This window comes from Bifidobacterium merycicum DSM 6492, from assembly GCF_900129045.1.
GTDB lineage: Bacteria > Actinomycetota > Actinomycetes > Actinomycetales > Bifidobacteriaceae > Bifidobacterium > Bifidobacterium merycicum.
Genome location: NZ_FQTX01000005.1, coordinates 55,169 through 78,333 on the forward strand (window position 1 = coordinate 55,169; position 23,165 = coordinate 78,333).

General features: G+C 60.5%; 18 protein-coding genes and 4 tRNA genes. 6 read left to right on the forward strand and 16 right to left on the reverse strand.

Annotation, left to right across the window (positions count from 1 at the left end; all coding sequences use genetic code 11):
- The first annotated feature begins 6 nt into the window (after positions 1-6).
- Complete coding sequence (locus tag BUB29_RS07655) at positions 7-1,428, forward strand: CCA tRNA nucleotidyltransferase (RefSeq protein ID WP_033522429.1); 1,422 nt, start codon at positions 7-9, stop codon at positions 1,426-1,428.
- Positions 1,429-1,539: 111 nt separating this feature from the next.
- Here BUB29_RS07655 and BUB29_RS07660 read toward each other — a convergent pair whose 3' ends face one another.
- The 7 genes from BUB29_RS07660 to BUB29_RS07690 all read right to left on the reverse strand — a co-directional run bounded on the left by BUB29_RS07660 (position 1,540) and on the right by BUB29_RS07690 (position 9,212).
- Positions 1,540-2,172, reverse strand: a complete 633-nt coding sequence (locus BUB29_RS07660) for a LytR C-terminal domain-containing protein (protein ID WP_033522431.1) — start codon at positions 2,170-2,172, stop codon at positions 1,540-1,542.
- Positions 2,169-3,113, reverse strand: coding sequence for a 4-(cytidine 5'-diphospho)-2-C-methyl-D-erythritol kinase (locus BUB29_RS07665; protein WP_051915219.1), 945 nt, complete (start codon positions 3,111-3,113; stop codon positions 2,169-2,171). Before BUB29_RS07665 ends, BUB29_RS07660 begins: the two co-directional genes overlap by 4 nt.
- Positions 3,110-4,015, reverse strand: coding sequence for a 16S rRNA (adenine(1518)-N(6)/adenine(1519)-N(6))-dimethyltransferase RsmA (rsmA, locus tag BUB29_RS07670; RefSeq protein ID WP_143155189.1), 906 nt, complete (start codon positions 4,013-4,015; stop codon positions 3,110-3,112). Before rsmA ends, BUB29_RS07665 begins: the two co-directional genes overlap by 4 nt.
- A gap of 23 nt (positions 4,016-4,038) precedes the next feature.
- Positions 4,039-5,601, reverse strand: a complete 1,563-nt coding sequence (locus BUB29_RS07675) for an aggregation-promoting factor C-terminal-like domain-containing protein (RefSeq protein ID WP_033522433.1) — start codon at positions 5,599-5,601, stop codon at positions 4,039-4,041.
- A gap of 321 nt (positions 5,602-5,922) precedes the next feature.
- Positions 5,923-5,996 (reverse strand) — tRNA-Thr (locus BUB29_RS07680).
- A 59-nt stretch (positions 5,997-6,055) separates the two neighbouring features.
- On the reverse strand, positions 6,056-7,033 hold the full coding sequence (locus BUB29_RS07685) for a DsbA family protein (RefSeq protein WP_033522434.1): 978 nt from the start codon (positions 7,031-7,033) through the stop codon (positions 6,056-6,058).
- An 82-nt stretch (positions 7,034-7,115) separates the two neighbouring features.
- Positions 7,116-9,212: a serine/threonine-protein kinase gene (locus BUB29_RS07690; RefSeq protein ID WP_051915223.1), complete on the reverse strand. Its 2,097-nt coding sequence runs from the start codon at positions 9,210-9,212 to the stop codon at positions 7,116-7,118.
- A 222-nt stretch (positions 9,213-9,434) separates the two neighbouring features.
- On the opposite strand from BUB29_RS07690, the gene BUB29_RS07695 reads away from it, so the two are divergent.
- Positions 9,435-11,084, forward strand: a complete 1,650-nt coding sequence (locus BUB29_RS07695; RefSeq protein ID WP_033522435.1) for an RNA-binding domain-containing protein — start codon at positions 9,435-9,437, stop codon at positions 11,082-11,084.
- Positions 11,085-11,224: 140 nt separating this feature from the next.
- Here BUB29_RS07695 and gdhA read toward each other — a convergent pair whose 3' ends face one another.
- Positions 11,225-12,571, reverse strand: a complete 1,347-nt coding sequence (gene gdhA, locus BUB29_RS07700; RefSeq protein ID WP_003825256.1) for an NADP-specific glutamate dehydrogenase — start codon at positions 12,569-12,571, stop codon at positions 11,225-11,227.
- A 440-nt stretch (positions 12,572-13,011) separates the two neighbouring features.
- Complete coding sequence (metG, locus tag BUB29_RS07710) at positions 13,012-14,874, reverse strand: methionine--tRNA ligase (protein ID WP_033522439.1); 1,863 nt, start codon at positions 14,872-14,874, stop codon at positions 13,012-13,014.
- Between the two features lie 266 nt (positions 14,875-15,140).
- On the opposite strand from metG, the gene BUB29_RS07715 reads away from it, so the two are divergent.
- Positions 15,141-15,914, forward strand: a complete 774-nt coding sequence (locus tag BUB29_RS07715; protein WP_051915225.1) for a hypothetical protein — start codon at positions 15,141-15,143, stop codon at positions 15,912-15,914.
- Positions 15,914-16,270 carry a variant leucine-rich repeat-containing protein gene (locus tag BUB29_RS09565; RefSeq protein ID WP_107315037.1) on the forward strand — a complete coding sequence of 119 codons (357 nt, stop codon included), beginning with the start codon at positions 15,914-15,916 and terminating at the stop codon, positions 16,268-16,270. The genes BUB29_RS07715 and BUB29_RS09565 overlap by 1 nt, the downstream gene beginning before the upstream one ends.
- Positions 16,271-16,299: 29 nt before the next feature.
- Here BUB29_RS09565 and rsmI read toward each other — a convergent pair whose 3' ends face one another.
- The 3 genes from rsmI to BUB29_RS07735 form a co-directional block, all read right to left on the reverse strand.
- Positions 16,300-17,295, reverse strand: a complete 996-nt coding sequence (gene rsmI, locus BUB29_RS07725; protein WP_033522750.1) for a 16S rRNA (cytidine(1402)-2'-O)-methyltransferase — start codon at positions 17,293-17,295, stop codon at positions 16,300-16,302.
- A 321-nt stretch (positions 17,296-17,616) separates the two neighbouring features.
- Positions 17,617-17,689 (reverse strand) — tRNA-Ala (locus tag BUB29_RS07730).
- Between the two features lie 143 nt (positions 17,690-17,832).
- Positions 17,833-18,528: a M48 family metallopeptidase gene (locus BUB29_RS07735; RefSeq protein WP_081888464.1), complete on the reverse strand. Its 696-nt coding sequence runs from the start codon at positions 18,526-18,528 to the stop codon at positions 17,833-17,835.
- A 98-nt stretch (positions 18,529-18,626) separates the two neighbouring features.
- Here BUB29_RS07735 and BUB29_RS07740 point away from each other — a divergent pair, with 98 nt between their 5' ends.
- Complete coding sequence (locus BUB29_RS07740; protein ID WP_051915226.1) at positions 18,627-20,009, forward strand: hemolysin family protein; 1,383 nt, start codon at positions 18,627-18,629, stop codon at positions 20,007-20,009.
- Between the two features lie 134 nt (positions 20,010-20,143).
- Here BUB29_RS07740 and BUB29_RS07745 read toward each other — a convergent pair.
- Both BUB29_RS07745 and BUB29_RS07750 read right to left on the reverse strand, forming a co-directional pair.
- Positions 20,144-20,216, reverse strand: a tRNA-Ala gene (locus BUB29_RS07745).
- Positions 20,217-20,257: 41 nt separating this feature from the next.
- Positions 20,258-20,331, reverse strand: a tRNA-Ile gene (locus tag BUB29_RS07750).
- Between the two features lie 359 nt (positions 20,332-20,690).
- On the opposite strand from BUB29_RS07750, the gene BUB29_RS07755 reads away from it, so the two are divergent.
- Entirely contained in the window at positions 20,691-21,362 is a 672-nt protein-coding gene (locus BUB29_RS07755) for a sugar O-acetyltransferase (RefSeq protein WP_033522441.1), read from the forward strand.
- 73 nt (positions 21,363-21,435) lie between these two features.
- Here the strand turns inward: BUB29_RS07755 and BUB29_RS07760 are convergent, their stop codons facing one another.
- Positions 21,436-22,131, reverse strand: a complete 696-nt coding sequence (locus tag BUB29_RS07760; RefSeq protein WP_033522443.1) for a carbonic anhydrase — start codon at positions 22,129-22,131, stop codon at positions 21,436-21,438.
- Positions 22,132-22,205: 74 nt separating this feature from the next.
- Positions 22,206-23,147 carry a zinc ribbon domain-containing protein gene (locus BUB29_RS07765; RefSeq protein WP_073117621.1) on the reverse strand — a complete coding sequence of 314 codons (942 nt, stop codon included), beginning with the start codon at positions 23,145-23,147 and terminating at the stop codon, positions 22,206-22,208.
- Positions 23,148-23,165: the final 18 nt, after the last annotated feature.

The window sequence follows — 23,165 nt, forward strand, 5'->3', positions numbered from 1 at the left end:
TTCCACGTGAATTTCGAAGTATGGCCGGAGGCCTTGGAACTAGGCAGGATGTTCGCCGCGGAAGGCTATGAACTGGCCTTGGTGGGTGGCCCGGTACGCGACCTGCTGCTGCATCGGCGCAGCCATGATCTTGATTTCTGCACGTCGGCGCGCCCCGAACAATTCGAGCCGATCCTGCGCAGGTTCGGGCATGACGGTTTCTGGGATATGGGCCGCAAATTCGGCACGCTGGGTGCGATGCGCCGGCGCCCCGACGGCACCGAAGTGCAGGTGGAGGTCACCACATACCGCACGGACGCATACAATCCGGATTCACGCAAACCAGAAGTGGCGTACGGCGACACGCTGGAAGGCGACTTGTCACGCCGTGACTTCACGGTGAACGCCATGGCGTTGCGCGTACCCGACCTGGAATTCGTGGACCCGTTCGGCGGTGCCAACGATTTGGCCAAGGGAATACTGCGCACGCCGGTCGACCCGCGCCAATCCTTCGACGACGATCCGCTGCGCATGATGCGTGCGGTGCGGTTCGTGGCCCAGCTGGGCTTCACCATCGAAGCCGAAACCGCCGAAGCGATGTACGACATGACCGATCGCATCCGTATCGTCTCCGCCGAACGCGTGCGCGACGAACTGACCAAGATGCTGCTGTCCGACCGTCCGCGTGCCGGTATCGAAGCGCTGGTGGAATCCGGCCTGGCCGACATCGTGTTCCCTGAGATTCCCGCACTGGAACTGCAGATCGACGAACATCACCGCCACAAGGACGTGTTCGAACACACCATGATCGTGCTCGACCGTGCGGTCGCGTTGGAAACCGACGACGACGGTCCCGTGCCGCGCCCGGACCTGACGCTGCGCCTCGCCGCGCTGATGCACGACATCGGCAAACCGAAGACCAGAAGGTTCGAGGCGGGCGGCAAGGTCAGCTTCCACCATCATGATGTGGTGGGCGCGAAACTGACCCGCAAACGCCTGCGCGCGCTCCACTTCGACCATCACATGGTCGAGGACGTCAGCGAACTGGTGAACCTGCACCTGCGTTTCCACGGCTACGTGGACGAGCCGTGGACGGATTCTGCCGTGCGCCGTTACGTGAAGGACGCCGGGCACCTGTATGAACGTCTGAACCGCCTGACCCGCGCCGACGCGACCACGCAGAACCGTCGCAAGGCGATGGTGTTCTCCAGTGCGATGGACGAGATGGAGGATCGCGTGCGCGAGCTGAAGAAGAAGGAGGACTTCGACGCGATCCGCCCGGACATCAACGGCAACGAGATCATGGACCTGCTGGGGCTTGAACCCGGTCCGATGATCGGCAAGGCGTACAGGCACATGCTCGACTACCGTCTTGATAACGGCCCGGTGGACCATGATGTCGCGGTGGCCGAGCTGCGGCGCTGGTACGCCGAACAGCAGGAGGCGTGATTTACCGCGACCGCGGCCGGCAGACGATGTAAGCCGAAAGACGGTGAGTACGACGAAGCCCCTTCCCGTTCATGCGGGAAGGGGCTTTCCATATGTGCCTGTGATGCCCGATCAGTTGACCGCGGTATGCTCGGACGCCTTCGGCAGACCGAGCTTGTTCATCTCGTCAACCGTCTTGCAGCCTTCGAAATCCTTGATCTTGTCGCCCTGCTTCTTGACGTCGCGCTCCTTGTTCAGATCGTTGAACGTGGCGCCGAGCACCACATCGACCAGACGATCCTGACGGTCGTCCATCACCATGACGGCATCCTTGAAATACGCGTTCAACGTATAGGCCGGGTTGATGGCGTTCACGCCGAAGTAGATGGTGGTGCGATTGACCTTCGAGCTGGGGTAGTTGTCGATCGTCACCACATTGAACTGACGGTCCTGCAACGCCTCGCCGACGGCCTTGGCCAAGCCGGCGAACTCGGTGCCGTTGCGCACGCGCACGGGCACGGTGTTGTTGTCGGCCCACTTCATGGCGCTGCCGTCCGCGTTCTTCGCGGCGCAGGGAACCGCCTGGCCGTAATTCGGCTGGGCGACGGTCTTCGTATTGCTTTCGAAGGTGATCACCTTGAAGGAAACCAGGCAGGATACGACCAAAGCGATTACGAGAATCACTGCTGTGATGGTGAACACCGTCGTCTGACGGCGACGAATATACGCTTTGCGGGCTGCACGTTCGTCATACGGCTCAGTCATTGCGTTGTCCCTTCGCTTCGGAATGCTGTTTCACTGTATCTCGTTACCGTGACGCTCACGGATGGTACCGCGGGTGCGTTCGCGGCGATGATGCGGTCGACACTGGCATTGCGTTTCCAAGTCTCGATCACCGCCTGTCGGATGGCGGGCGTGGGTGTGAAGGCGATGACCGACGGACCCGATCCGGACACGAACGCATGGGATGCGCCGGCCGCCAAGGCGTCGTCGATGGCTTTGCCGCTGCGCGGGTGCAGGCTGATGGCGGCGTTCTGCAAGTGATTCGCATCACCCGGCTTGGCTCCGATCTGATCGAAGGCCGCATAGACTTCGGGGGTGCTCAGCTGCGACTGGTAGGCGCCCACCAACAGCGGGCCGGCGAAACCACGGTTGCACAGATCCTCCGCCTCGTCGGAATCGGGGGAGTAGATGCTGATGCGTTCCCCGTACCCGGTGCCGTGCGCGTAGCCGCCGGCGACGCAGAACGGCATGTCGGCGCCCAGCGTGGAGGCGACCTGCTGCAGTTTCTCCACAGGCCAGTGAAGATCCCATAATTCGTTCAGGCCGAGAATCGTTGCGGCCGCGTCGACGGAACCGCCGGCAAGACCGCCGCCCACGGGAATACGCTTCGTGATGGAGATGCCGACGTTCGGCTCACGCCCGGCCGCCTCGGCCATGGCGAACAAGGCGAGCACCGCGTGATTGCGGCGCATATCCGCCTGCGATGAGGCCAGATCGCCCAGATGCGTGCCATCGAGCTCCAAGGAGAATCCCGCGTCCGCCGCCTTCTCCGTGACGGTGACGGTATCCGTCAGGCTGACGGCGCAATAAATGGTGTCGAGCTCATGCCGCCCGCCCCATTCGCTGCGGGATTCGCCCACTTCAAGCGTGAGATTCGTTTTCGCGGGGCATTCGACGACGACGCTGCGTGGGGTTTCACTCATGCGAGGTCCTCCGTGCCCGTGCCTTCCGCGGTTCCGGTGCTGGATTCCATGGCCTTGGCCAAGGCCATGAACTCGTCGATAGTGAGCGTCTCGCCGCGGCGGGTCGGATCGATGCCTGCGGCCTTGAAGGCTTCGGCGGGCACGATCTTCTTCAGGGCCGCGTGCAAGGTCTTGCGACGCTGGCCGAAAGCCGCGTCGATCAGCGCGAACGTGTGCTCACGCAGCTCCTGCGGGCGGGGCGTATCGAAACGACGGAAATGCACGAGCGCGGAATCCACGTTCGGCGCAGGCCAGAACACGTTGCGTCCGATCGTGCCCACACGCTTGGCTTCGCCATACCAGGCGAGCTTCACGCTCGGGGTGCCGTAGATCTTGTTGCCGGGGGTTGCGGCCAGACGGTCGGCGACCTCCTTCTGCACCATGACGAGGAAGGAATCGAGATTATCGAAGCGTTCCAGCAGCGTCAGCAGGATCGGTGTGGCCACGTTGTACGGCAGATTCGCCACCAGGGTGAACGGTTTGCCGTCCGCGAACTCCGGCAGCGTTTCCGGGCCCACGGTGAGCGCGTCACGGTTGACGACGGTCAGACGGCCGGAAGCATCCGGCATGAATTCGCCCACGGTCTGCGGAAGACGTTCGGCCAGCGGAGGGTCGATCTCCACGGCGGTCATGGTGGCGCCGGTCTCCAGGATCGCCAATGTCAGCGATCCGAGCCCTGGACCAACCTCCAGCACATGCGTATCGGGCTGAACATGCGCTTCACGCACGATACGCCGGACGGTGCCGGGGTCGATGACGAAGTTCTGCCCGAACTTCTTGGTCGGGCTTACGCCGGCCTCGTCGGCGATGCGTCGGATGTCGGCGGCGCCGAGAAGATGCGCGGTCGGTTCGGTGTCGGGAATATCGGTCATCGTAAAGCCTTCGATCAGTACCAGTTATGCTGCATCCACCATTGTTTGGCCTGGCTCGGACTGCCATAGCGTCCAGCAATATAGGACAAGCCCCAGTCAATCTGAACCGCGGCATCGTCCCTGTATCCGGCGCCCATCTTATCCGGCGGCAGGGCCTGCGGGATGCCGTACGCGCCGGAATACGCGTTCTCCGCGTTCCATAGCCAGCTCGACTCATGGTTCCAGATCCACACGAGGGCGTCCCAATCCGCGCCGGTCCAGCCTCGCTGGGCGGCCGCGGCGGCGGCATACGCCTGCGCCTGGGCTACGCTGGGGTGCCATAGGCGGCCGCTGGTGGACGAACCGCTGCCCTGGTTATTGTTCGTGCTCTGGTTCGGCTTCTGGGTCGTGTTCTGGCTGTTGTTCTGATTGTTGTTCTGGTTCTGGTTGGTGTTCTGACTCGGTTTTTGGGTCGTCTGCCCGCTGTTTTGGTTTTGGTTCTGGTTGTTCTGATTCTGGTTCGTGTTCTGGTTCTGGTTGTTCTGGCTCGTGCTCTGGCTGTTGTTGGTATCGCCCTTCGACGTCGAATCGGACTTGGCATCCGACTTGTTCTTGTCGGCATCGGCATCGCTCTTGGCATCATCCTTCTTCGAGGAATCCGAATCGCTGTTCGTCGTATCGGAGTCCTTGCCGGAAGCCTTATCGGAACCATCGCCGGAACCCTTGTCGTCGTCATCGGTCGCAGCCTTCGCCGGTCCGACCGCCACGACCTGATTCACCGACGCCTTGGTGGTGGTCTCGCTCTCCAACGTCTCGCTGCTGGAAACGCCGTCGACATAGGTCACGTTGTATGTCTGCTGGATTTCGCCGTTCTCACCCTGCTGGCGGATCACCGTCTCGCCGGGCTGCAGCGAGGAATCCACGATGGTCTGCGTCTCGAACGGGACGACCTTGGTGCGCGTCTCCTGCCCATGCGTCACGCGCTGCACGCGCAGCACGGTCTGCGAACCGCTCTCCGTGACGCTCACCTTATCTTCCTTGCCCACGGTGATGCCCTTGGAATCCAGGATCGAAGCGGCGGGAAGCTTGCCGTTCGGCGCCTGCGAGCTCTTGCCGTCGGCCACCACGGTGACCGGTCCCTTACGGTTGATCACCATGCCGCCGGTGAGCTGCTTGTAGACGTTATCGATGTTGACGGTGATGCTGGACGCCTTGCTCTCGTTCGCCTTGAAGAAGCCGATCAGTTGATCGGCGCTGTCCGCCACGGTCCAGAACGGAATCTCCTCGCCGTCGACGTTCACCGTGGTCTGATAGGCGCTGCGCACAGTGACGACCGCATGATCGGCCAGCGTGCCGCCGGACGTGGATTGCACCAGATCATGCGATTTGACGCTGATGCCTTGCTCCTCCAGCAGACGGTCGACGGTCATGGCATAAGTGGCCACCATGGTGGTTTTGCCGTTGACGTTCAGCGCGACGGCCTTGCGCGTGGTCAGTGCGAACGTCGCCACCGCCATCGCGGCGACCGTGATCGCGCAGACGGCGACACGAACGCGACGCATTTTCATGAACCGTTGCGGTGTCCATCTCCGTGCCATATACAACCTCTTTCCTGACCCGCCGTCACTGGCGTTCGGGCATACCGCGCCCAATCTTAATGGCAGGAAGTGATGTCTCCCTCGGGAAACGACGAGTGTGAGCCATTTCACCACAAAAAAGAAACCCCGCCTGAATGAGGCGGGGTGAAAGAAGAAAGAGGGGGCGGGAGAGAAGGGGAATGTTCCCGCCCCCTCTTAGGGGCAGAACAGATTAGGGGGATGCTCTGCCCCATATTTGGAAGGGCCGAATTAGGGGGTGAGGCCCTTCACTCTTACTCGAGCGACGTATATGTCCCCCCTATTATACCCCGTGAGGGGGAGAGCCTCTTGTCGGGATCGAACCGACGACCTGCCGCTTACAAGGCGGCCGCTCTGGCCATCTGAGCTAAAGAGGCGGTGTGCGTTTCAGCACACAGACATTGAGAAGCATATCAGTTCCACCGGATGGAAACGCTTACTTATCTGCTGAAGGGGTAATCGGCTTGCCGTTTTCGCCGATCGACGGCATCGTGCCTTCGACGCCGACCTTGTCCTCAGCGATGCCCAAGGCCGCCAGAAGACTGGTCTTGGTGTCGGAATACACGGACTGGGATTGGTTCATATCCCAGAACTTTCCGTTGATCGTGACGGTGGGCGTGGTCATCTGCCCCTTGAGATCGCCGGACGTGTTCCACAGCTCGCTGCGCTTCGGCGTGTACGTGTCGATGGCGTCCAGCCAAGCAGTGTACTTGTCGGTGACCGCCGCGTCGGCGACCGTCTTCGACACGCCGGCCTTGGTGGCCTGCTGCTTCATCTGGTCGTCGGAGGTGGTGACGCCGGAGTTCTCGGCGGGCTGGAAGTCATCGGCGTACATGTTCGAGATGAAGCCGAGGATGTGGTTCGGATCGTCGTCATGCTCGGTGATGTACAGCAGCATGTTCGCGGCCCTGGTGGAGTAGTTGTCCTTGCTCCAACGGTCGCCGAACGACATGGGGTGCAGCTCGAGGTTCACCTGACCGGCATCGAGCATCTTCTCCAAGGTCGGATCGACCAGACGGTTGAAATTGCCGCAACCGGAGCACATGAAGTCCATGTAGACGGCCACGGTGGGTGCCCCCGCGACCTTCTTGCCCACGCCGTCCTTCGAAAGCAGGATGCCGCCCTTGCTGTTCGCGGTGGAAGGCTTGTTCTTGACACTTTGCAGCTGATCGTAGGCCTGCTGGACGGTCAGATTGCTGGCGTTGCTGCTTTCCGAGGACTTGCTCTTCCACGGTTGCCAGATGGCGAGGACGATCACCGCGACAAGTGCGACGATGACCGCCAGGACACACGCGCCGATGATGGTCTGCTGGCGGCGTTCCTTGGCCGCCTGTTCTGCGGCGGCCTTGGCTGTGGCTTCGTTGGCTGCGCGGCGTTCGGCACGGGATTGACGGTGGTTGCCCATATTGGACATGCGTGCTCCTTTGTCTTATGTTCGCTCCGTGCCCAGTGTAGTCCACGGAACCATGAAAACGATATCGTGATTGGGGAACAGACTAAATCGACTGCCTTTCGGGGGATGAGGTGGTACGGGATGAGCGACGGGGCGTACTGCGTCTGCCGATCATGCCGGCTCCCAGGCGAAGCATCGGCGCGTTCGGCCAGAACGAGGTGCCCACCCACGTTGCCGCCGCGGTGCATGCCACCGCCAATCCGGTGGACGAGAGGGGAACACCGCAATCCGTCAGATAGGGAAGCATATACGGCCACATGTCGCCGATGGGGACCATCTGCCAAGGGAGATTCAACGCCAACGCGGCAATGACGGTCAGCAAGGCGTAGACGAGCGTGTACAGCGCGGTGCGGAGCACGCCATGGAACGCGCCCTGCACCAGATGCCAAGGCAACGACAGCACGCCGATCGCGGTGTCGGAACCCTTGCGTCTCCCGCCGCGTTTGCCTTCACGTTCCAGCTGCGCCTCGGTGCTGAAACCGATCGTGAACAGCAGCCAGAACAGCAGCAGGGCCGCGAACGGGGCGATCAGCGGGTTGAACAGTGCCGTGACGGCCGGAATGACGGCGCTGACCGCCAGCGGCAGCGTGCTGTGCGACAGGTACCTGTCGCGTTTGATATCCGCCGGATTGACCTCCTGCTGCAACGGTTGCGCCAGCAGTTGCTCTTGAGCCTGCTCCTGGACCTGCGGCATGGGAGGGATGGGTTCAGGGGATATCGCCATAGGTGCCATGGGCTGTGCCGAAGGCATTGACGGCATGGAAGGCAAAGGCGGCAGCGGCGGCACCGACTGCATGACCTGTGTGGGCGCGGGCATCCGCTGCTGCCCGTACGCGCCGGGCATGACCGTCGTGGCCGAAGTGGGCCAGGTGGCCGAGGCGGCCGGCATAACCGAGGTTTTCGCCTCGAATGCCGGTTCGGCGGGCATGACCCGCGTGCGCGTGAAGGATTGCGTGGCCTGTTCCGGCCCCAACGAATCGCTGGGAAGCGCCACCGTGCACTGCTCGGGAGACAACGCCATCGTGGCGGCGACGAATCCGGGATCGTTGCCAGCATCCGTTCCCACGCCATCCCAATCCGCACGCAGATTGCCCGGCTGATTGCGTTGCGCCAAACGGTTCAGCGCGGCGGAACGACGCGGCATGGCATTCGATTCGGCCGCTGGGGGTGAAGGCATCCTCATGCCTTCCGGAAGTGGTACGTCAAAAGGGCGCACCACCTCCGAGGCGTCCGCGCCGTTGGTGGAATCGAACAGACCGCTGGATTCCGGGGTCTTCCAAGCGAAAGGATTCAACGCATCCAACGCGACGGCATGCAGCAACTGTTCGGGCGTGCAACGCCGTGAAGGATCGGGGTGCAGAGCGCTACGGAACGCGGCGAGCGTATTGGCGGGCAATCCCGCGAGATTCGCATTGCCCGAAGCCGCGCGCTCCAGCACGGCCATCATCGGTTTCGTGCCGAACACCGGCGAACCGGTGGCGGCGAACGCCAACACGGAGGCGGTGGACCACCAGTCGGTCGCCTCATTGGAATCCGCGCCATCGATGATCTCCGGCGCGATGAAACCCGGCGTACCCATGACCAGGCCCGTACGGGTCACATGGCTTTCGTTCTCACCCATGGCGATGCCGAAATCGACCAGCACCGGCCCGGTCGCGGAAATCATCACATTGGTCGGCTTGATATCACGGTGGATGATGCCCGCCTGATGCACGGCACGTACCGCTTCGATGAGCTTACGGGCGAGGCGTTCGAGATCATTGCCCACATACGGGCCGTTCGCGGCGACATCATCCTTGAGGTTTTTGCCTTCGATCAGCTCCGTGACGATGAACGCCACCGCATCGTCCAACTCCATGTCGACGATGCCGCAGACGCCCGGATTATGGATGCGCCGCAACGCCAACGCCTCACGACGCAGGCGCTCGCGGGCGGGAACGTTCTCCTTGAGGTTCGGATCGTTGTGCGCGTTCTCCTCGTCGGACAGTGAATCCCGCAGTATCTTCATCGCATATGTGTGACCGCCATCATCATGTACACGCCACACCGATCCCATGGCTCCCGACCCGAGACGGGAGATCAGGGTGTAGCCGCCCACGGCATCGCCGGGTTCGAGATTCAACGCGCTTATTTCGCTCATGCCTCCCAGTCTATGCGGTGGGCGGCCCGGCAAGCGTGAAGGTAATCCGCAGGAACGGAAAAGAAAACGGGAACGACGTCGGGAGTGACTCGAAGAGGAATGCCTGCCACTCGGCGTACTTCCCCGCGCATGGTTTCTTATATTTATCTTGCATAATTCTTACATGTTAGAATTCTTTTCTAACATGTAAGAATTATGCAAGGTTAGTGAAAGGCGAGGGCAGTGCTTCCAACTAAGGAAACTTTGAAGGTCGAGTTCAAAAGTGAACGTACGCGTCCGCAGTCCGATGATGAAATCGTGGATAATATCGTTGCCCTTGCTAATACGCAAGGCGGCGAACTGTATCTCGGTGTGGAGGACGATGGCACTCCCACGGGTGTTTCCAAGAAACACTGCAACATCAATGGGCTTGCAGCTTTCGTGTTCAACAAAACCGTTCCGCAGCAGACTGTTCGTGTGGAATTGCTACATGAGAATGGCCACCCGGTAGTGGTAATCGAGGTGGATAATAGTCAACAAATCGTGTCGACCAGCGGCGGCAAGACGTTGCAACGACGATTGAAAGCTGACGGTACACCTGAGGTGGTCCCATTATTCGTTGCTCAGTTTATCAGTCGTCTGTCGCAGCAGCGCAATTATGACTACAGTGAACAGCCGGCTCCCGGAGGAGAGATTTCGAATCTGGATACCGAATGCCGTGACCGACTACGTAGCCATATCCGGGAAACCAATGTGCAGGATCCTTTGCTGGCACTCGACGACATGGAATTTGACCGAGCCCTCGGCTTGATAACTGAACGGGAAGGCAAGGAAGTTCCCACGATTGCCGGCCTATTGACTATTGGCAGTGTGGAATCCATTAAGCGTTGTGTACCTACTGCTTCGGCAGTGTTCCAAGTCATGGATGGTTCGACGCCGAAGATGAACATTGGACCGTTCTTTTTGCCGCTGGTTGATATGTTCGACAGAATCAGTAATCTGATGCAGCCATGGAATCCCGAACATGAAATTATGAGCGGGCTAGTGCATGTAAACATACCGGATTTCGATCATCAGGCTTTTCGCGAGGCCATGGTGAACGCCTTCTGTCATCGTGATTATGCCCAGATTGGTAGCGTGCGATTCATGGTGGATGGCGATGGGCTAACCATCTCCAATCCGGGTGGATTCATCGAAGGTGTGAGTGAGGATAATCTGTTGACGGCATCGCCGAGGTCGCGTAATCCCCGTCTGTCCGAAATTATGAGAACGGCTGGTTTTGCTGAGAGAACAGGGCGCGGCGTGGATAAAATCTATATCGGCTCACTTGCCAGTGGAGGGACGATGCCTGATTATTCGAGATCCACCGCCAGCGAAGTCAATCTATTTATCCGTCGCGCTGTTCCTGACGAAGCGTTCATACTGATGGTGACCAATGAGGAAAGGCGGCGCGGCAGCGAGCTTTCGGTGTGGGCGCTTATTGTATTGTCTTTGTTGAAGGAATATCGGCGTCTTACTGTGTCGCAGTTGTGCGAGTTTTCCCGGTTGGAGAGGCGCCGGGTAGTAGGTGCTGTGGAAAGTTTGGTGGAATCTGGCGTGGTCGAGGTGTTCGGTAGTGGACAGTCTCGGTCGTACATCCTGAGCTCTGAGGTGTATAAGGATGCGAATGCTTTGCCTGCGTATGTGAGACAGAACAATATCTCGGCTACCCGGCGCATGGGCTTGGTGATTGAATTGGCGGAGAAGAATGGTGGCTCAGTGACGTCCTCGGAGGTTATGGAATTGCTAGGAGTGAGCTATATCAGCGCTTACCGACTGCTTAAGAAAATGACAGGTGAAGGTAAACTTCGCCATGAGGGCGTCGGTCCCTCGTCACGATATGTCATATCGTGACGTCCATCATGAATGGCTGAATGAAGGTTGTTTTTCGCTACTTCTCGATAATAAATTGATTGGCTAAAACGATGGGGTGTCTCGAAACACGCAATGCGTTTCGAGACACCCCATCGATCTATATCAGTGATGTCAGTCGATCACAGCACGCCCTGGGCGACCATGGCGTTGGCGACCTTGACGAAGCCGGCGGCGTTGGCGCCGAGCATCAGATCGCCCTCGTGGCCGTATTCCTTGGCGGCGGCCAGGGAGTTGGCGACGATGTTCTCCATGATGGACTTGAGCTTGTTGTCGACCTCCTCGAAGGTCCAGCTCAGACGGTAGCTGTTCTGGCTCATCTCCAGACCGGACACGGCCACGCCACCGGCGTTGGCGGCCTTTGCCGGGCCGTACAGCAGACCGTTCTCCTGGTAGACGGTGATGGCTTCCGGAGTGGACGGCATGTTCGCGCCTTCGCACACGACCTTGCAGCCGTTGGCCACCAGGGCCTTGGCGGATTCGCCGTCGATTTCGTTCTGCGTGGCGCACGGCAGCGCGATGTCGCACGGCACGGTCCACACGCCCTTGCAGCCCTCGTGGTATTCGGCGCCCGGCACGCGCTCCGCGTATTCCTTGATGCGGCCGCGATGGCCCAGCTTGATGTCCTTGACGATGTCGAGCTTGATGCCGTCCGGATCGTAGACGTAGCCGTTGGAATCGGATGCGGTGACGACCTTCGCGCCCAGGGCCTGAGCCTTTTCGGTGGCGAAGATGGCCACGTTGCCGGAACCGGAGATGACCACGGTCTTACCTTCGAAGGAATCGTTCTTCAGGACGCGCAGCGCCTCCTGGGTGTAGTAGCACAGGCCGTAGCCGGTGGCCTCGGTGCGGGCCAGGGAGCCGCCGAATTCGAGGCCCTTGCCGGTCAGCACGCCGGAGTACTCGTCGCGGATGCGCTTGTACTGGCCGAACAGGTAGCCGATCTCACGGGCGCCGACATTGATATCACCGGCGGGAACGTCGGTGAACTGGCCGATGTGACGGCACAGCTCGGTCATGAAGGCCTGACAGAAGCGCATGACTTCGGCGTCGGACTTGCCCTTCGGGTCGAAGTCGGAGCCACCCTTGCCGCCGCCCATCGGCAGCGTGGTCAGGGAGTTCTTGAGGATCTGCTCGAAGCCGAGGAACTTGATGACGCCCTCGTTCACGGTCGGGTGGAAGCGCAGACCGCCCTTGTACGGTCCGATGGCGGAATTGAACTGGATGCGGTAGCCGCGGTTCACCTGGACCTTGCCCTCGTCATCGGTCCATGCGACACGGAACTTCACCACACGCTCCGGCTCGACGATACGCTCCAGCACGCCTGCCTTCTCATATTCCGGGTGCTTCTCAACCACGGGCTGGAGGCTTTCGAAGACTTCGGAGACAGCCTGCAGGAACTCGGGCTGGTCGCCGTCGCGCTTCTCCACCTGGGCATACACGCGCTTGACGTATTCGTTGGTAAGCATAATGAAACTCCTCTTTGGGTTGGTCTGGGTAGACGGTTTGATTGTAAACGGGTGCGCTATGCGCCCACAAGACCCTGACCAAATGCTGGCGGGGTGTGCCGGGGCGTGCTCGGGTATTCGTGACGAGGACCGGAATATTGCCTGGAACAAGAGAAAACCCGGCGGGGGAAACCGCCGGGTCAAGAGAGAAGAGAGAAGAAAGGATTCAGTTATGAGGTTCGAAGGAACCTCGTCTGCGTTGTTGTGTTCCGCTGACGTTTTCTATATAACCGCGCCTTCCTTGGGGGAAGAATACGTGTTCCTGTCAATTGCCTGAGAGAAATGTGATGGGGGTGTGAGGGGAGAGGGCATATGGGGTAGCGGCAATGAAAGGCCGGGTCGCCTTCGACAAACATCGATGACAACCCGGCCTTGCGCCAAACGGATATCGCTCAGACGATTCAGTTGGCGAGCTTCGCCTTCTCCGCGGCGAGACGCTCGGCCTCGGCCTCCTTGCGGGCGGCGAGATCGGCCGAGAAGCGATCAAGCTCCTCCTGCACGGCCTCGACCGGGATCTTGGCGAAAATGGGGGTCGGCTTGGCGACCGGCGCACCGACTTCGATCGGCTCGCTCTCCCACGGATGCACGTTCACGCCCAGCTTGTAATCGCCGGTGATGATCGGGTACTTGAAGCCAGGTTTGTCGAGATCCTCGACCTCCTCGATGTGCGGCAGCGGCGAGAACGTGCCCTTGCCGCCCAAGGCCTCCCACACCTTCTGCGAAGCGTGCGGCAGGAACGGCGCGAGCAGGTGGTTCGCGTCGGACACGGCCTGCGCAGCCACATGCAGCACGGTGCCGAGACGAGCCGGATTATCCTTGATCTTCCACGGCTCGGTGGCGGAGATGTACTTGTTGATGTCGCCGACGACGCGCATCGCTTCCAGCAGCGCGGCCTTCTGATGATGGCTTTCGATGAAGTTGCCGGCGGTGGCGAAAGCCTCGCGGGTCTCGTCGAGCAGCGCACGGTCCTCGTCGGTCATCTCGTTCTCGTCGATCGCCGGAATCTCGCCGAAGTTCTTGGCGATGAGGTTGGCGACACGGTTCACCAGATTGCCCCAGGAGGAGGCCAGCTCCTCGTTGTTGTGGCGCACGAACTCCGACCACGTGAAGTTGGAGTCGGAGCTTTCCGGGCCTGCGATGGAAATGTAGTAGCGCACGGCGTCAACGGGGTAGCGCGACAGGATGTCCTTCACGTAGATGACGATGCCGCGGGAGGAGGAGAACTTCTTGCCTTCCATGGTCATGAACTCGGACGCCACGACCTGTTCCGGCATGTTCAGCGGACCGAGTTCACCGGTTTCGCCGCCCTTGGAACCCTGACCGTTGTAGGCCAGCATTTCGGAAGGCCAGATCTGGGAGTGGAAGGTGATGTTGTCCTTGCCCATGAAGTAGTAGCCGGGGGTGCTCGGATCGTTCCACCAGGCACGCCATGCCTCCGGATCGCCCTTGCGGCGAGCCCATTCGATGGACGCGGACAGGTAGCCGATCACGGCGTCGAACCACACGTACAGTTTCTTGTTCGGATTGTCGATCCAATCCTTCACCGGCACGGGGATGCCCCAGTCGATGTCGCGGGTGATGGCACGCGGCTTGACTTCTTTGAACAGGCCGATGGAGAAGTTGATGACGTTGGTACGCCAATCCTTGCGGGTCTTCAGCCAAGCCAGATTGGCTTCGGCGAGCGCCGGCAGGTCGAGGAAGAAGTGTTCGGTCTCTTCGAAGCGCGGCACTTCGCCGTTGATCTTGGACACCGGGTTGATCAGCTCATCCGGGTCGAGCTCGTTGCCGCAATCATCGCACTGGTCGCCGCGAGCGCCGTCCGCGCCGCAGATTGGGCAGGTGCCTTCGATGTAACGGTCCGGCAGGGTACGACCGGTGGAGGGGGAGATGGCGACCTTCTGCGTGCCCTTATAGATGTAGCCGTTCTTCAGGCACTGCTTGAACAGTTCCTGCACGACCTTCTCGTGGTTGCCGGTGGTGGTGCGCGTGAACAGGTCGTAGCTCAGACCCAGATCGCACAGATCGTTGGCGATCACGCGGTTGTACCGGTTGGCGAGCTCCTGAGCGCTCACGCCCTCCTTGTCCGCCTCGACCAGGATCGGGGTGCCGTGCTCGTCGGTGCCCGACACCATCAGCACGTCATTGCCTTTCATGCGTTCGTATCGTGCGTACACGTCGGACGGAACGCCGAAACCGGCGACGTGACCGATGTGACGCGGGCCGTTCGCGTACGGCCATGCAACATTCACCAAAATATGACTCATAACGCCCGATTATCCGGCGCGGCGGGGACACTCGGGGGCGAATGTGGACAACCGAAAAATATCCACACGCGTATGCACATCCCGCCGCTTCCGGTGGGCCGTACTATCCACATATCCACAGGGTGGCGTCTCATGGTTGCGGCAGGTTCGACGCGTCCCCTACGGTCAAGCCCATGAACAGTCACATCAAGATACGGGGAAAGAACGGATCACGGTCGAGACCGGTCGTGCCGCCATTGCTGCATTCGCACGATCTTCCCGGTCCGATGAGTCTGAGTCGGCTGTCGATTGCCGGCACGGTGCGCTCATTGGACGGGTACAGCGGGTATTGGGCTGATCATGGCGATACACTGTATGGCCGCGCCCTTATCGTGCACAGGATGATTCCATCGGCCACGGCCGCGTGCATGCGCACCGCGCTGTGGGTGTGGATGGGAGGCGCGTTCCCGGAAACCGTCGACGTATTGTCCGGATCGCATTACCGCACGTTGCGGCACGGTCGTCCGATTCGCGTGTTTGCGCGCAAAGTGGGGCATGAGCAGTTGATGAAGGTGGGGGAGCTTGATATCACCAGTCCGCAGCGAACGGTCTGCGACATCGCATCGACGGCCAGAGGCATGTCGGGGGCGGCGGTGTTCGCCGATCGGATAGCCGACCTCATGCACATGTACCGGTTCACGCCCGACGAGTGCGAGGCCATCCTCGCCATGAACCCCTGCACGGTGTCGGCGCCGCACGCCCGCGCGTTCCTCAACACCGTGCGCCTGTACTACGAGGAACGCAAGCATGCCAAAGCGGACGCGGCTGGCACGGTGGGCACGGTCGGGCACGTGGGCCGGGAGATGGCGAAACGGGATGACCTCGGGGGAGAGACGCCAATGGAGGCGGCGACAACGGAAACAGCAGAAACAACGGCAGCGATGAAGGGAAGCGAGCGGGGGAGCGTCACAGGGGATGGCGATAGGGAACCTGAGAAACTTGAGGAACCTACGGAATCCGGGAGACCTGGGGAATCCGCGACCACAAGGGAAACGTCATAATGCGGGAGAAACGAAGACTGCGATTCCTGCGTCAGGCCGACCGACTGGAACGATTACGCGGCGACGATGCCGGCAATGCGCGAACGCAGCGGGCATCGCAAGCGCGGTCATGCAACGCCTTGGAACCACCTCCTCCGCCCTTGGCATTGACACCGGCGCTCGCGGCCGATCCGCAAACGGATGTCGACATACTGTGGCGTATCGCTCGTGAGGAACCGGAATTGCGCCGATGGTTGGTGGCGAATCCGAACGCGGATGCGGAACTGTTGGAATACGTGTCGCAGGCTGGTGGCCCCGGCGTGCGCAGGGCCCTGAACGTACTGCTTGACTCGTTGGATGATCCGGCGGGCGCATAGCCGTGGGGATCATCCAACGAGTCGTGGCATCACTCGCCTTTGGCGGCCAATACGGCCGCATACACCTGCTTGCGGTTCGGCAGGGAGCCGTTCGGCAGCGGGTGTTCCGCGACCACGCGCGTAATGGCCTCCTTGATGCGCAGGCCCTCATCCTTCGCCTTGGCGGCGGCGAGTTCGGCCAGTTCCTCGATGCTGAGCACGTTCGGGGTGTTCTCGTTGACCTCCTCATCGGACGCGCCTTCGATGACGAGCACCATTTCGCCGCGCGGCGGATCGTTCCTTACGCTGTTGTGGATCTCGCCGATCGTGCCACGGCGGATCTGCTCGTAATCCTTGGTGAGCTCACGGCACAACGCCATACGACGGTCGGGGCCGAAGGATTCCAGCAGGTCGTCCATGGAATCGGCGATACGGTGCAGCGTCTCGTAGAACACGATGGTGCGGCGTTCCGAACGCAGCATGCGCAGATGCTGCATGCGTTCGGAATGCTTGCGCGGTAGGAATCCCTCGTAGCAGAACCGGTCGGTAGGCAGGCCGGACAAGGCGAGCGCGTCGAGCACGGCGCTCGGGCCGGGGGCGCAGGTGACGGGCAGGCCGCGTTCGATGGCCCGGCGCACGATGGCCAGACCGGGGTCGTTGATGGTCGGCATGCCAGCATCCGATACGACCAGCACGGTCGCGCCGGTCTCCACATTGTCAAGCAGACCGTCGGCCTTATCGCGTTCGTTATGGTCGTGATAGGCGACCACGCGGCCGTTCACGTGCACGCCGAGACGGTTCGCCAGATCGTACAGGCGGCGGGTGTCCTCGGCGGCGACGATGTCGGCGTGCTCCATGAGCGCGATCAGCCTGGCGGAAGCATCGGAGGTGTTGCCGATCGGCGTCGCGGCCAGCACCACCGTGCCCTGCGGGATATCCGCACCCGCCACCAGTCCGCCGAATCCGGCGGAACCGTCATCATTCCGACCATCGTTCCGACCGTCGTTCCGACCGTCGAATCCGTTCGTTTCCACGTCGTGTTCCATGCCTTCGTTCTCGCCGTTCCCCGGCAGTGCGCTCATGCTCTCCATACCGCCCAGTATTCCCCACTGTGTGCCCAACGAGTACCCAACATATGCCCAACGCGACGATCCGTCAGTCCTCCGCGCCCCAAACAAAGGAAGGCCGTTTACGCTTGTCTTTTGCTTAACGGGCGTCAAGTTTTTGTAGGCGCGTCGCGTTGTTCTCCTGAATGTCAGTCGTCGTGTGGTCGCCATCATCAGGCCTCACAGCCTGATTTATAATCTTTGGAAACCAGAAGACAAATAAAAAAAGCCTTCCGGAGGTGGAATTCCGGAAGGCTTTCGTGGAGCTGATGGTAATCGAAACCACGACCTCTTCGATGCGAACGAAGCGCTCTACCAACTGAGCTACAGCCCCTTGGAGTGTTGTTCTGCTTCGCAGGACAACTCAACTCACTGTAGTACAGCCCCTGCCTAAATGCAAAACGGCGTTGCGCCATACGCGCGGTGAAACCTGTGTGAACGGCAGGGAAACCGGGGAGGGAAGGACGGCAATTGCCCCTACCGCAGCACGACATGACGGTTGAGTTCGCGGCGCAATCGCCGCCAATCCGGCAGATACGCGTCCATACGCCGCCGGAAGCCCTCGCCGTGCCCATGCTCCCACAGATGCGTGAGCTCATGCACCAACACGTACTCCAGGAACTTCGGATCCATGAGTCCCAATTGCAGATTCAATCGGATCCGCCCGGTGCGCGGCGTGCAGGACCCCCAACGTGAGGTCATGGTGCGCAACGTGATATGAGTGGGGGACTTGCCCACAATCGGCTCCCAACGTGCGAGCAGGGCGGGGAGCGCGGCGTTGATCGCGGCCTCGGCCCTTTGGCGCAGAGCATCGTTCCAAGCGGGGATTGCGGGGATTGCGGGTGCTGATGGGGCGTCTGATGCGCCCGGTAATCCGTCCGGCAGTTCGCCTATACCGTTCATGTCGCCCGTACCACCCGCATCGAATCGCCCGCCATCACCCAGCGCTTGCGCCTCCTCACGCGCTCGCCGACGCATGGCGGTCCGGTTTCCGTCAATCCAACCGCGACGGCTCCGCACGAACGCGACGATGGTGGCGTCCGGCGTGCGCTTGGGCGCGGAAACCACCACATCACCCGTAGGGGGTTTGATGCGCAGATACATGTTCTTGATGGGTTTGCGCGTCACGCGCACATCCAGGCCGTCGATCATCACGGCAACATTGTGAGGCATGCCGCCAACATCGGCGGGTTCGTCCCCGCGCCCGTACATAGTCCGCTGGCCGCGGGCGGCTGATCGGCCTTGACAAGCCGAAAAGATAGACTGGCGGCATGTCACTTGGTTTGAATATCCTGCTGATTCTCATTTTCCTGCTGCTGGGTTCGGTGTTCGCCGGCACCGAACTCGCGCTGGTGAGCCTGCGCGGCTCCCAAATCGACCAGATGGAACTCCAGGATGCCCGTGGTGCGCGAGTGGCGAAAATCGCCCGCGACCCCAACACCTTCCTGTCCAGCGTGCAGATCGGCGTCACCCTGTCCGGCTTCCTGTCCGCATCGTTCGGCGAATCCTCCATCGCACCGTTCGTGGTGCCCGTTGTGGAAGGCTGGGGCGTGCCGCATCATGTCGCCGCGCCGTTGACCACCATCGGCCTGACGCTCATCATCTCCTACTGCTCGATCGTGATCTCCGAGCTGGTGCCGAAACGTATCGCCATGCAACGCAACGAGGCCATCGCCCGCGCGGTCGTGCCGGCCATCGACGTGTTCTCCAAGGTATGCCGTCCTCTGATCTGGCTGATCGGTAAGAACACCAACGGTTTGGTGCGTCTGCTCGGCTTCGACCCGAACGAGACCGAAACCGAGGTTTCCGACGACGAGCTGCGCGTGCTGGTCAACTCCAACACCAACCTGAGCAAGGACGAGCGCACGATCCTCGACGACGTGTTCGACGCTTCCGAGACGATCGTGGCCGAAGTAATGCGCCCGCGTGCCGACGTCGTGTTCATCGACGGTTCGATGTCGCTGGACGAGGCCGCCGCTTTCGTGCGCGACCAGCCGTATTCCCGCTACCCGGTCACGGGCAAGGATTTCGACGACGTGCTCGGATTCGTGCACGTGCGCGACCTGCTGGACGTGCGCGACCCGGAGGCTCGGGTCGTCGCCGACGTGGTGCGTGAGGGCATTTTGCTGCCGGGCACGTCCAAACTGCTGCCGAGCTTGGAGCTGTTGCGCAAGCGTGGTATCCACTTGGCCGTGGTCATCGACGAATACGGTGGCACGGACGGTATCGTCACGTTGGAGGATATGACCGAGGAGCTGGTCGGCGATATCCGCGACGAATACGATCTGCCGACCGAGAAGGGCGGCGAACGCGCCCAGCGCAGCGTGTTCGTGAACGGTGTGGCGGCCATCGAAGGCGGCACCACGCTGGAGGATTTCGAGGATCTTACCGGCATCGAACTGGAGGATGGACCGTACGAGACCGTGGCGGGCTATTTCCTCGCGCATACGGGCAAGATGGGTGCTGTGGGCGACGTGCTGCATTCCGATGAGGGGTGCGATATGAAGGTCACTCAGGTGGATGGTCGCCGTATCGCCATGATCGAGGTGCGTAAGGCCGAGGACAGCGAGCATGCGGGGGATTCCGGTTCCGGTGAAGACAAGGATGCCGGGAAGAGCGAGAAATCCGGGAAATCCGGGAAAACCGAAGAGTGATGTTCGGCTGATCGGTTCGCCTGGGCTGTGAATTAGCTGGCCTGGGCGAACCGGTTCGGCACGACCGACGCTGTTCCGATAGGGGAGTTGATATGAGAAAACCCCGGAACCATGCAGTTCCGGGGTTTTGTTTGTGGAGCATGCCGGGTTCGAACCGGCGACCCTCTGCTTGCAAAGCAGATGCGCTACCAGCTGCGCCAATGCCCCAAGTGAAAAAAAGAGCGACCGTACAGTCGCTTCATTTTCCGTGGGCCCGGAAGGACTTGAACCTTCGACCTCATCCTTATCAGGGATGCGCTCTAACCACCTGAGCTACGGGCCCGATCCATGCACTTTAAAAGCGCACAAGCAGTTAAGATACCAGAGTGGTCCGTATAGTGCAAAACTCGGGCGTGTCGCGCGTATGTCGTGAGCGTGCAGCGTGTGGCGAAAGGCGCCTGAGGGGCGGTAAAAATCGGTAAAACCGCGAGCTCGGCGGTCCGCCACGCATAAAGTGGTGGTATCGATTCGACGGTGGGAAGCGCTGTAGGCGGCATGTTGTGAAACATGGCGTGAAACGTCGTATATGCCACGGAACGGCAACGTCCGCAGAACTTGTTGTGGCGATGGCGGCCCCACTGTTACAGACGAAGCTGCAAGCGAAGTCACAAGGCGAAGTCACAGACAAACGAAAGGCGAGACATGGGCGTCCCACAAGTTCCACAGGAAATCCTCGACGTAATGCACCATCCTGGCGTGTACTACTGCGATATGCCCGGCATGGGCGAAGCGCAAACCGCGCAACTGGAGAACCTCTACGATTTCAACGCCACCAGACCCAGCGAAGGTGCCCGCCGACGCGAACTCATGGAACGCTTCTTCGCCGAAGCGGGGGAGGGGCTCTACATCGAGCCACCGCTGCATGCCAACTGGGGTTGCAGCACGCATTGGGGTGCGCGCTGTTATGCGAACTTCAACCTCACGCTGGTCGACGACGGCGAGATCTTCATCGGCGACCACACCATGATCGGCCCGAACGTCACCCTGGTCACCACCGGGCATCCCATCCGCCCGGACCTGCGCGAACGAATCGGCCAATACTCCGAACCCATCCACATCGGTCGGAACGTGTGGATCGGCGCGGGCGTGACCGTATTGCCCGGCGTGACCATCGGCGATAACTCGGTGATCGGCGCGAACAGTCTGGTCACCAAGGACATTCCCGCGGACAGTGTCGCCTACGGCAGCCCGTGCAAGGTGGTGCGTCCGATCGGCCCGCACGACTACGAGTACTACTGGTGTGATCGCCGCTACAGCGAAAGCGAAGGCGAAAACGGAAACGGGAACGGGAACACCGGCGAATCCGCGGAATAAGCAACGACTGGAAGCACATGCGCTGGCGCCGGCGGAACAATTATCACCCGCCTGCGCCAGCGCGCCGTAAGTCTCAGAAGCTCAATACCTCGACCTTGCCGGAATCCAGCTGGTAGCGTGCGCCGACCAGCATGAGACGATCCTCGGCCAGCGCCCGGCGAATCACGTCGGAACGGTCGACCAGTTCCTCGATGGTGCGCGCGATATGCACGCGTTCGAAATCCTCATTGGATTCAAGTTCCGACTCATGCGCCTGCCAGATGGAGAAGCCGACGGTACGCAGCATGATGGATTCGGCTTCGATAATGCGCTCATCAAGATCGACGATGCTTTCCGCCGCCGTCAGCGGGTCTTCGGCGTCCGCGGTCAGTTGGTGCAGCAGCCCCTCATATTCCTTGATGCCCTGCTTGATCGCGCCGCAATTCTGATGGCCGAGCACCACCAGCAGCCGTACGCCCAACGAATCCACCGCATACTCCAGCGAAGCAAGCACGGCATCATCGACGATATGCCCGGCGGTGCGCACGGTGAACAGTTCACCCAAACCCGAGTCGAAGATGATATCGGGGCTCACGCGCGAATCCGAGCAGCTCAGCACCGCCGCGTCCGGCTCATGCGTGTCGATCAAGGCTTCGCGAGCTTCGGCGCTACGATTCGGATGCACCGGCTTGCCTTCCGTGAATCTGCGATTCCCCGCCAGCAGACGGTTCCAAACGCCGCTCGCCGTACCTTCGACCTCGTTCTGGTCCACAAACATCTCATCTGCCATTGATTTCCGCCCCTCCATTGCTCAGGCTACGGATATCTTACGGTCAGGGCTGCCCGTGGATGCGTCTCAGAAACTTAGCGAACTGTGATGGCAGAAATGAGATTGTTCTTCATCCAATCGTCAATGATGAATATCGCGCCGTCTGAACTTTCGCCGCCGGCATCAGTGTTGTTTCGCGCTGTTATGAAATCAACCGTACCGCCGGATTGGAGATCCGTAAGATCTGTGTATTCCTCGTCGCTTTTTAGTTCGATACCGCCCATCGCTGCGAGTGCTGGGTATCGGTGTGCCCATACTTCGACATGGTGATCCGAGCTGATGGGTACGTATCCCATGATTGAGGTTGCGACATCGCCACCACTGTAAGTCAGCGTCCCTGATTCGACGCTTATAGTGCATACAGGATTTTCCGTATCCGGGTATGTCTTCGATAATATCGTTACCGTATCGCCATCGACTTGTGCGATAACACGATCACGCCAGTATTTCGGCAGATCGAATTCATACGATTGTGCGGTGACATGATATTGTGCAATGTCTTCAGAAGCCTGCTGTTTTTTGGTGTTTTTGCTTTCGTCTTTGGCATTTCCATCGTTTTTCGCTTTGTTGGAGTTGTCCTGCTGCTTCGTATGAGTTGATGCACTACCGGACTTCTGGGCTGATGCATGATGTTCCCGTTGTGTTGACGCGGACTGCTCTCCGTGCCCACCCCACATACCGGTTGCATAGGAGACCCCCGCGCCGATTGCGGTGGCCACTACGAGCAGGCCAGCCGCAATGGCGACGACATGTTTTCCGGAGATTCCGTTGGTTGCATTGTCTATTCCTTTTTGTGTTGAGGGTAGCGAGGTCGGAGGGATTAGAGGAGTTGGTATTGCTGTTGGATCCGATACGGCCAGATCAACCGGAATTGTTGTTTCTGCTGGTTGTGATTGCGATGGCAGCGGCGTTCCGCAGGAAAAACAGAATTTAGAATCTTCGGTATTCGATGTGCCGCAATTAGTGCAGTTCTTCATGTAGCGTCCCCTCTCATG

Coding starts and splice junctions, on each gene's coding strand:
- BUB29_RS07660 (WP_033522431.1), bottom strand. CDS start 2,172: ATGACTGAGCCGTATGACGAACGTGCAGCCCGCAAAGCGTATATTCGT.
- BUB29_RS07665 (WP_051915219.1), bottom strand. CDS start 3,113: ATGAGTGAAACCCCACGCAGCGTCGTCGTCGAATGCCCCGCGAAAACG.
- BUB29_RS07675 (WP_033522433.1), bottom strand. CDS start 5,601: ATGGCACGGAGATGGACACCGCAACGGTTCATGAAAATGCGTCGCGTT.
- BUB29_RS07685 (WP_033522434.1), bottom strand. CDS start 7,033: ATGTCCAATATGGGCAACCACCGTCAATCCCGTGCCGAACGCCGCGCA.
- BUB29_RS07690 (WP_051915223.1), bottom strand. CDS start 9,212: ATGAGCGAAATAAGCGCGTTGAATCTCGAACCCGGCGATGCCGTGGGC.
- gdhA (WP_003825256.1), bottom strand. CDS start 12,571: ATGCTTACCAACGAATACGTCAAGCGCGTGTATGCCCAGGTGGAGAAG.
- metG (WP_033522439.1), bottom strand. CDS start 14,874: ATGAGTCATATTTTGGTGAATGTTGCATGGCCGTACGCGAACGGCCCG.
- BUB29_RS07715 (WP_051915225.1), top strand. CDS start 15,141: ATGAGTCTGAGTCGGCTGTCGATTGCCGGCACGGTGCGCTCATTGGAC.
- BUB29_RS09565 (WP_107315037.1), top strand. CDS start 15,914: ATGCGGGAGAAACGAAGACTGCGATTCCTGCGTCAGGCCGACCGACTG.
- rsmI (WP_033522750.1), bottom strand. CDS start 17,295: ATGGAACACGACGTGGAAACGAACGGATTCGACGGTCGGAACGACGGT.
- BUB29_RS07735 (WP_081888464.1), bottom strand. CDS start 18,528: ATGCCTCACAATGTTGCCGTGATGATCGACGGCCTGGATGTGCGCGTG.
- BUB29_RS07740 (WP_051915226.1), top strand. CDS start 18,627: ATGTCACTTGGTTTGAATATCCTGCTGATTCTCATTTTCCTGCTGCTG.
- BUB29_RS07755 (WP_033522441.1), top strand. CDS start 20,691: ATGGGCGTCCCACAAGTTCCACAGGAAATCCTCGACGTAATGCACCAT.
- BUB29_RS07760 (WP_033522443.1), bottom strand. CDS start 22,131: ATGGCAGATGAGATGTTTGTGGACCAGAACGAGGTCGAAGGTACGGCG.
- BUB29_RS07765 (WP_073117621.1), bottom strand. CDS start 23,147: ATGAAGAACTGCACTAATTGCGGCACATCGAATACCGAAGATTCTAAA.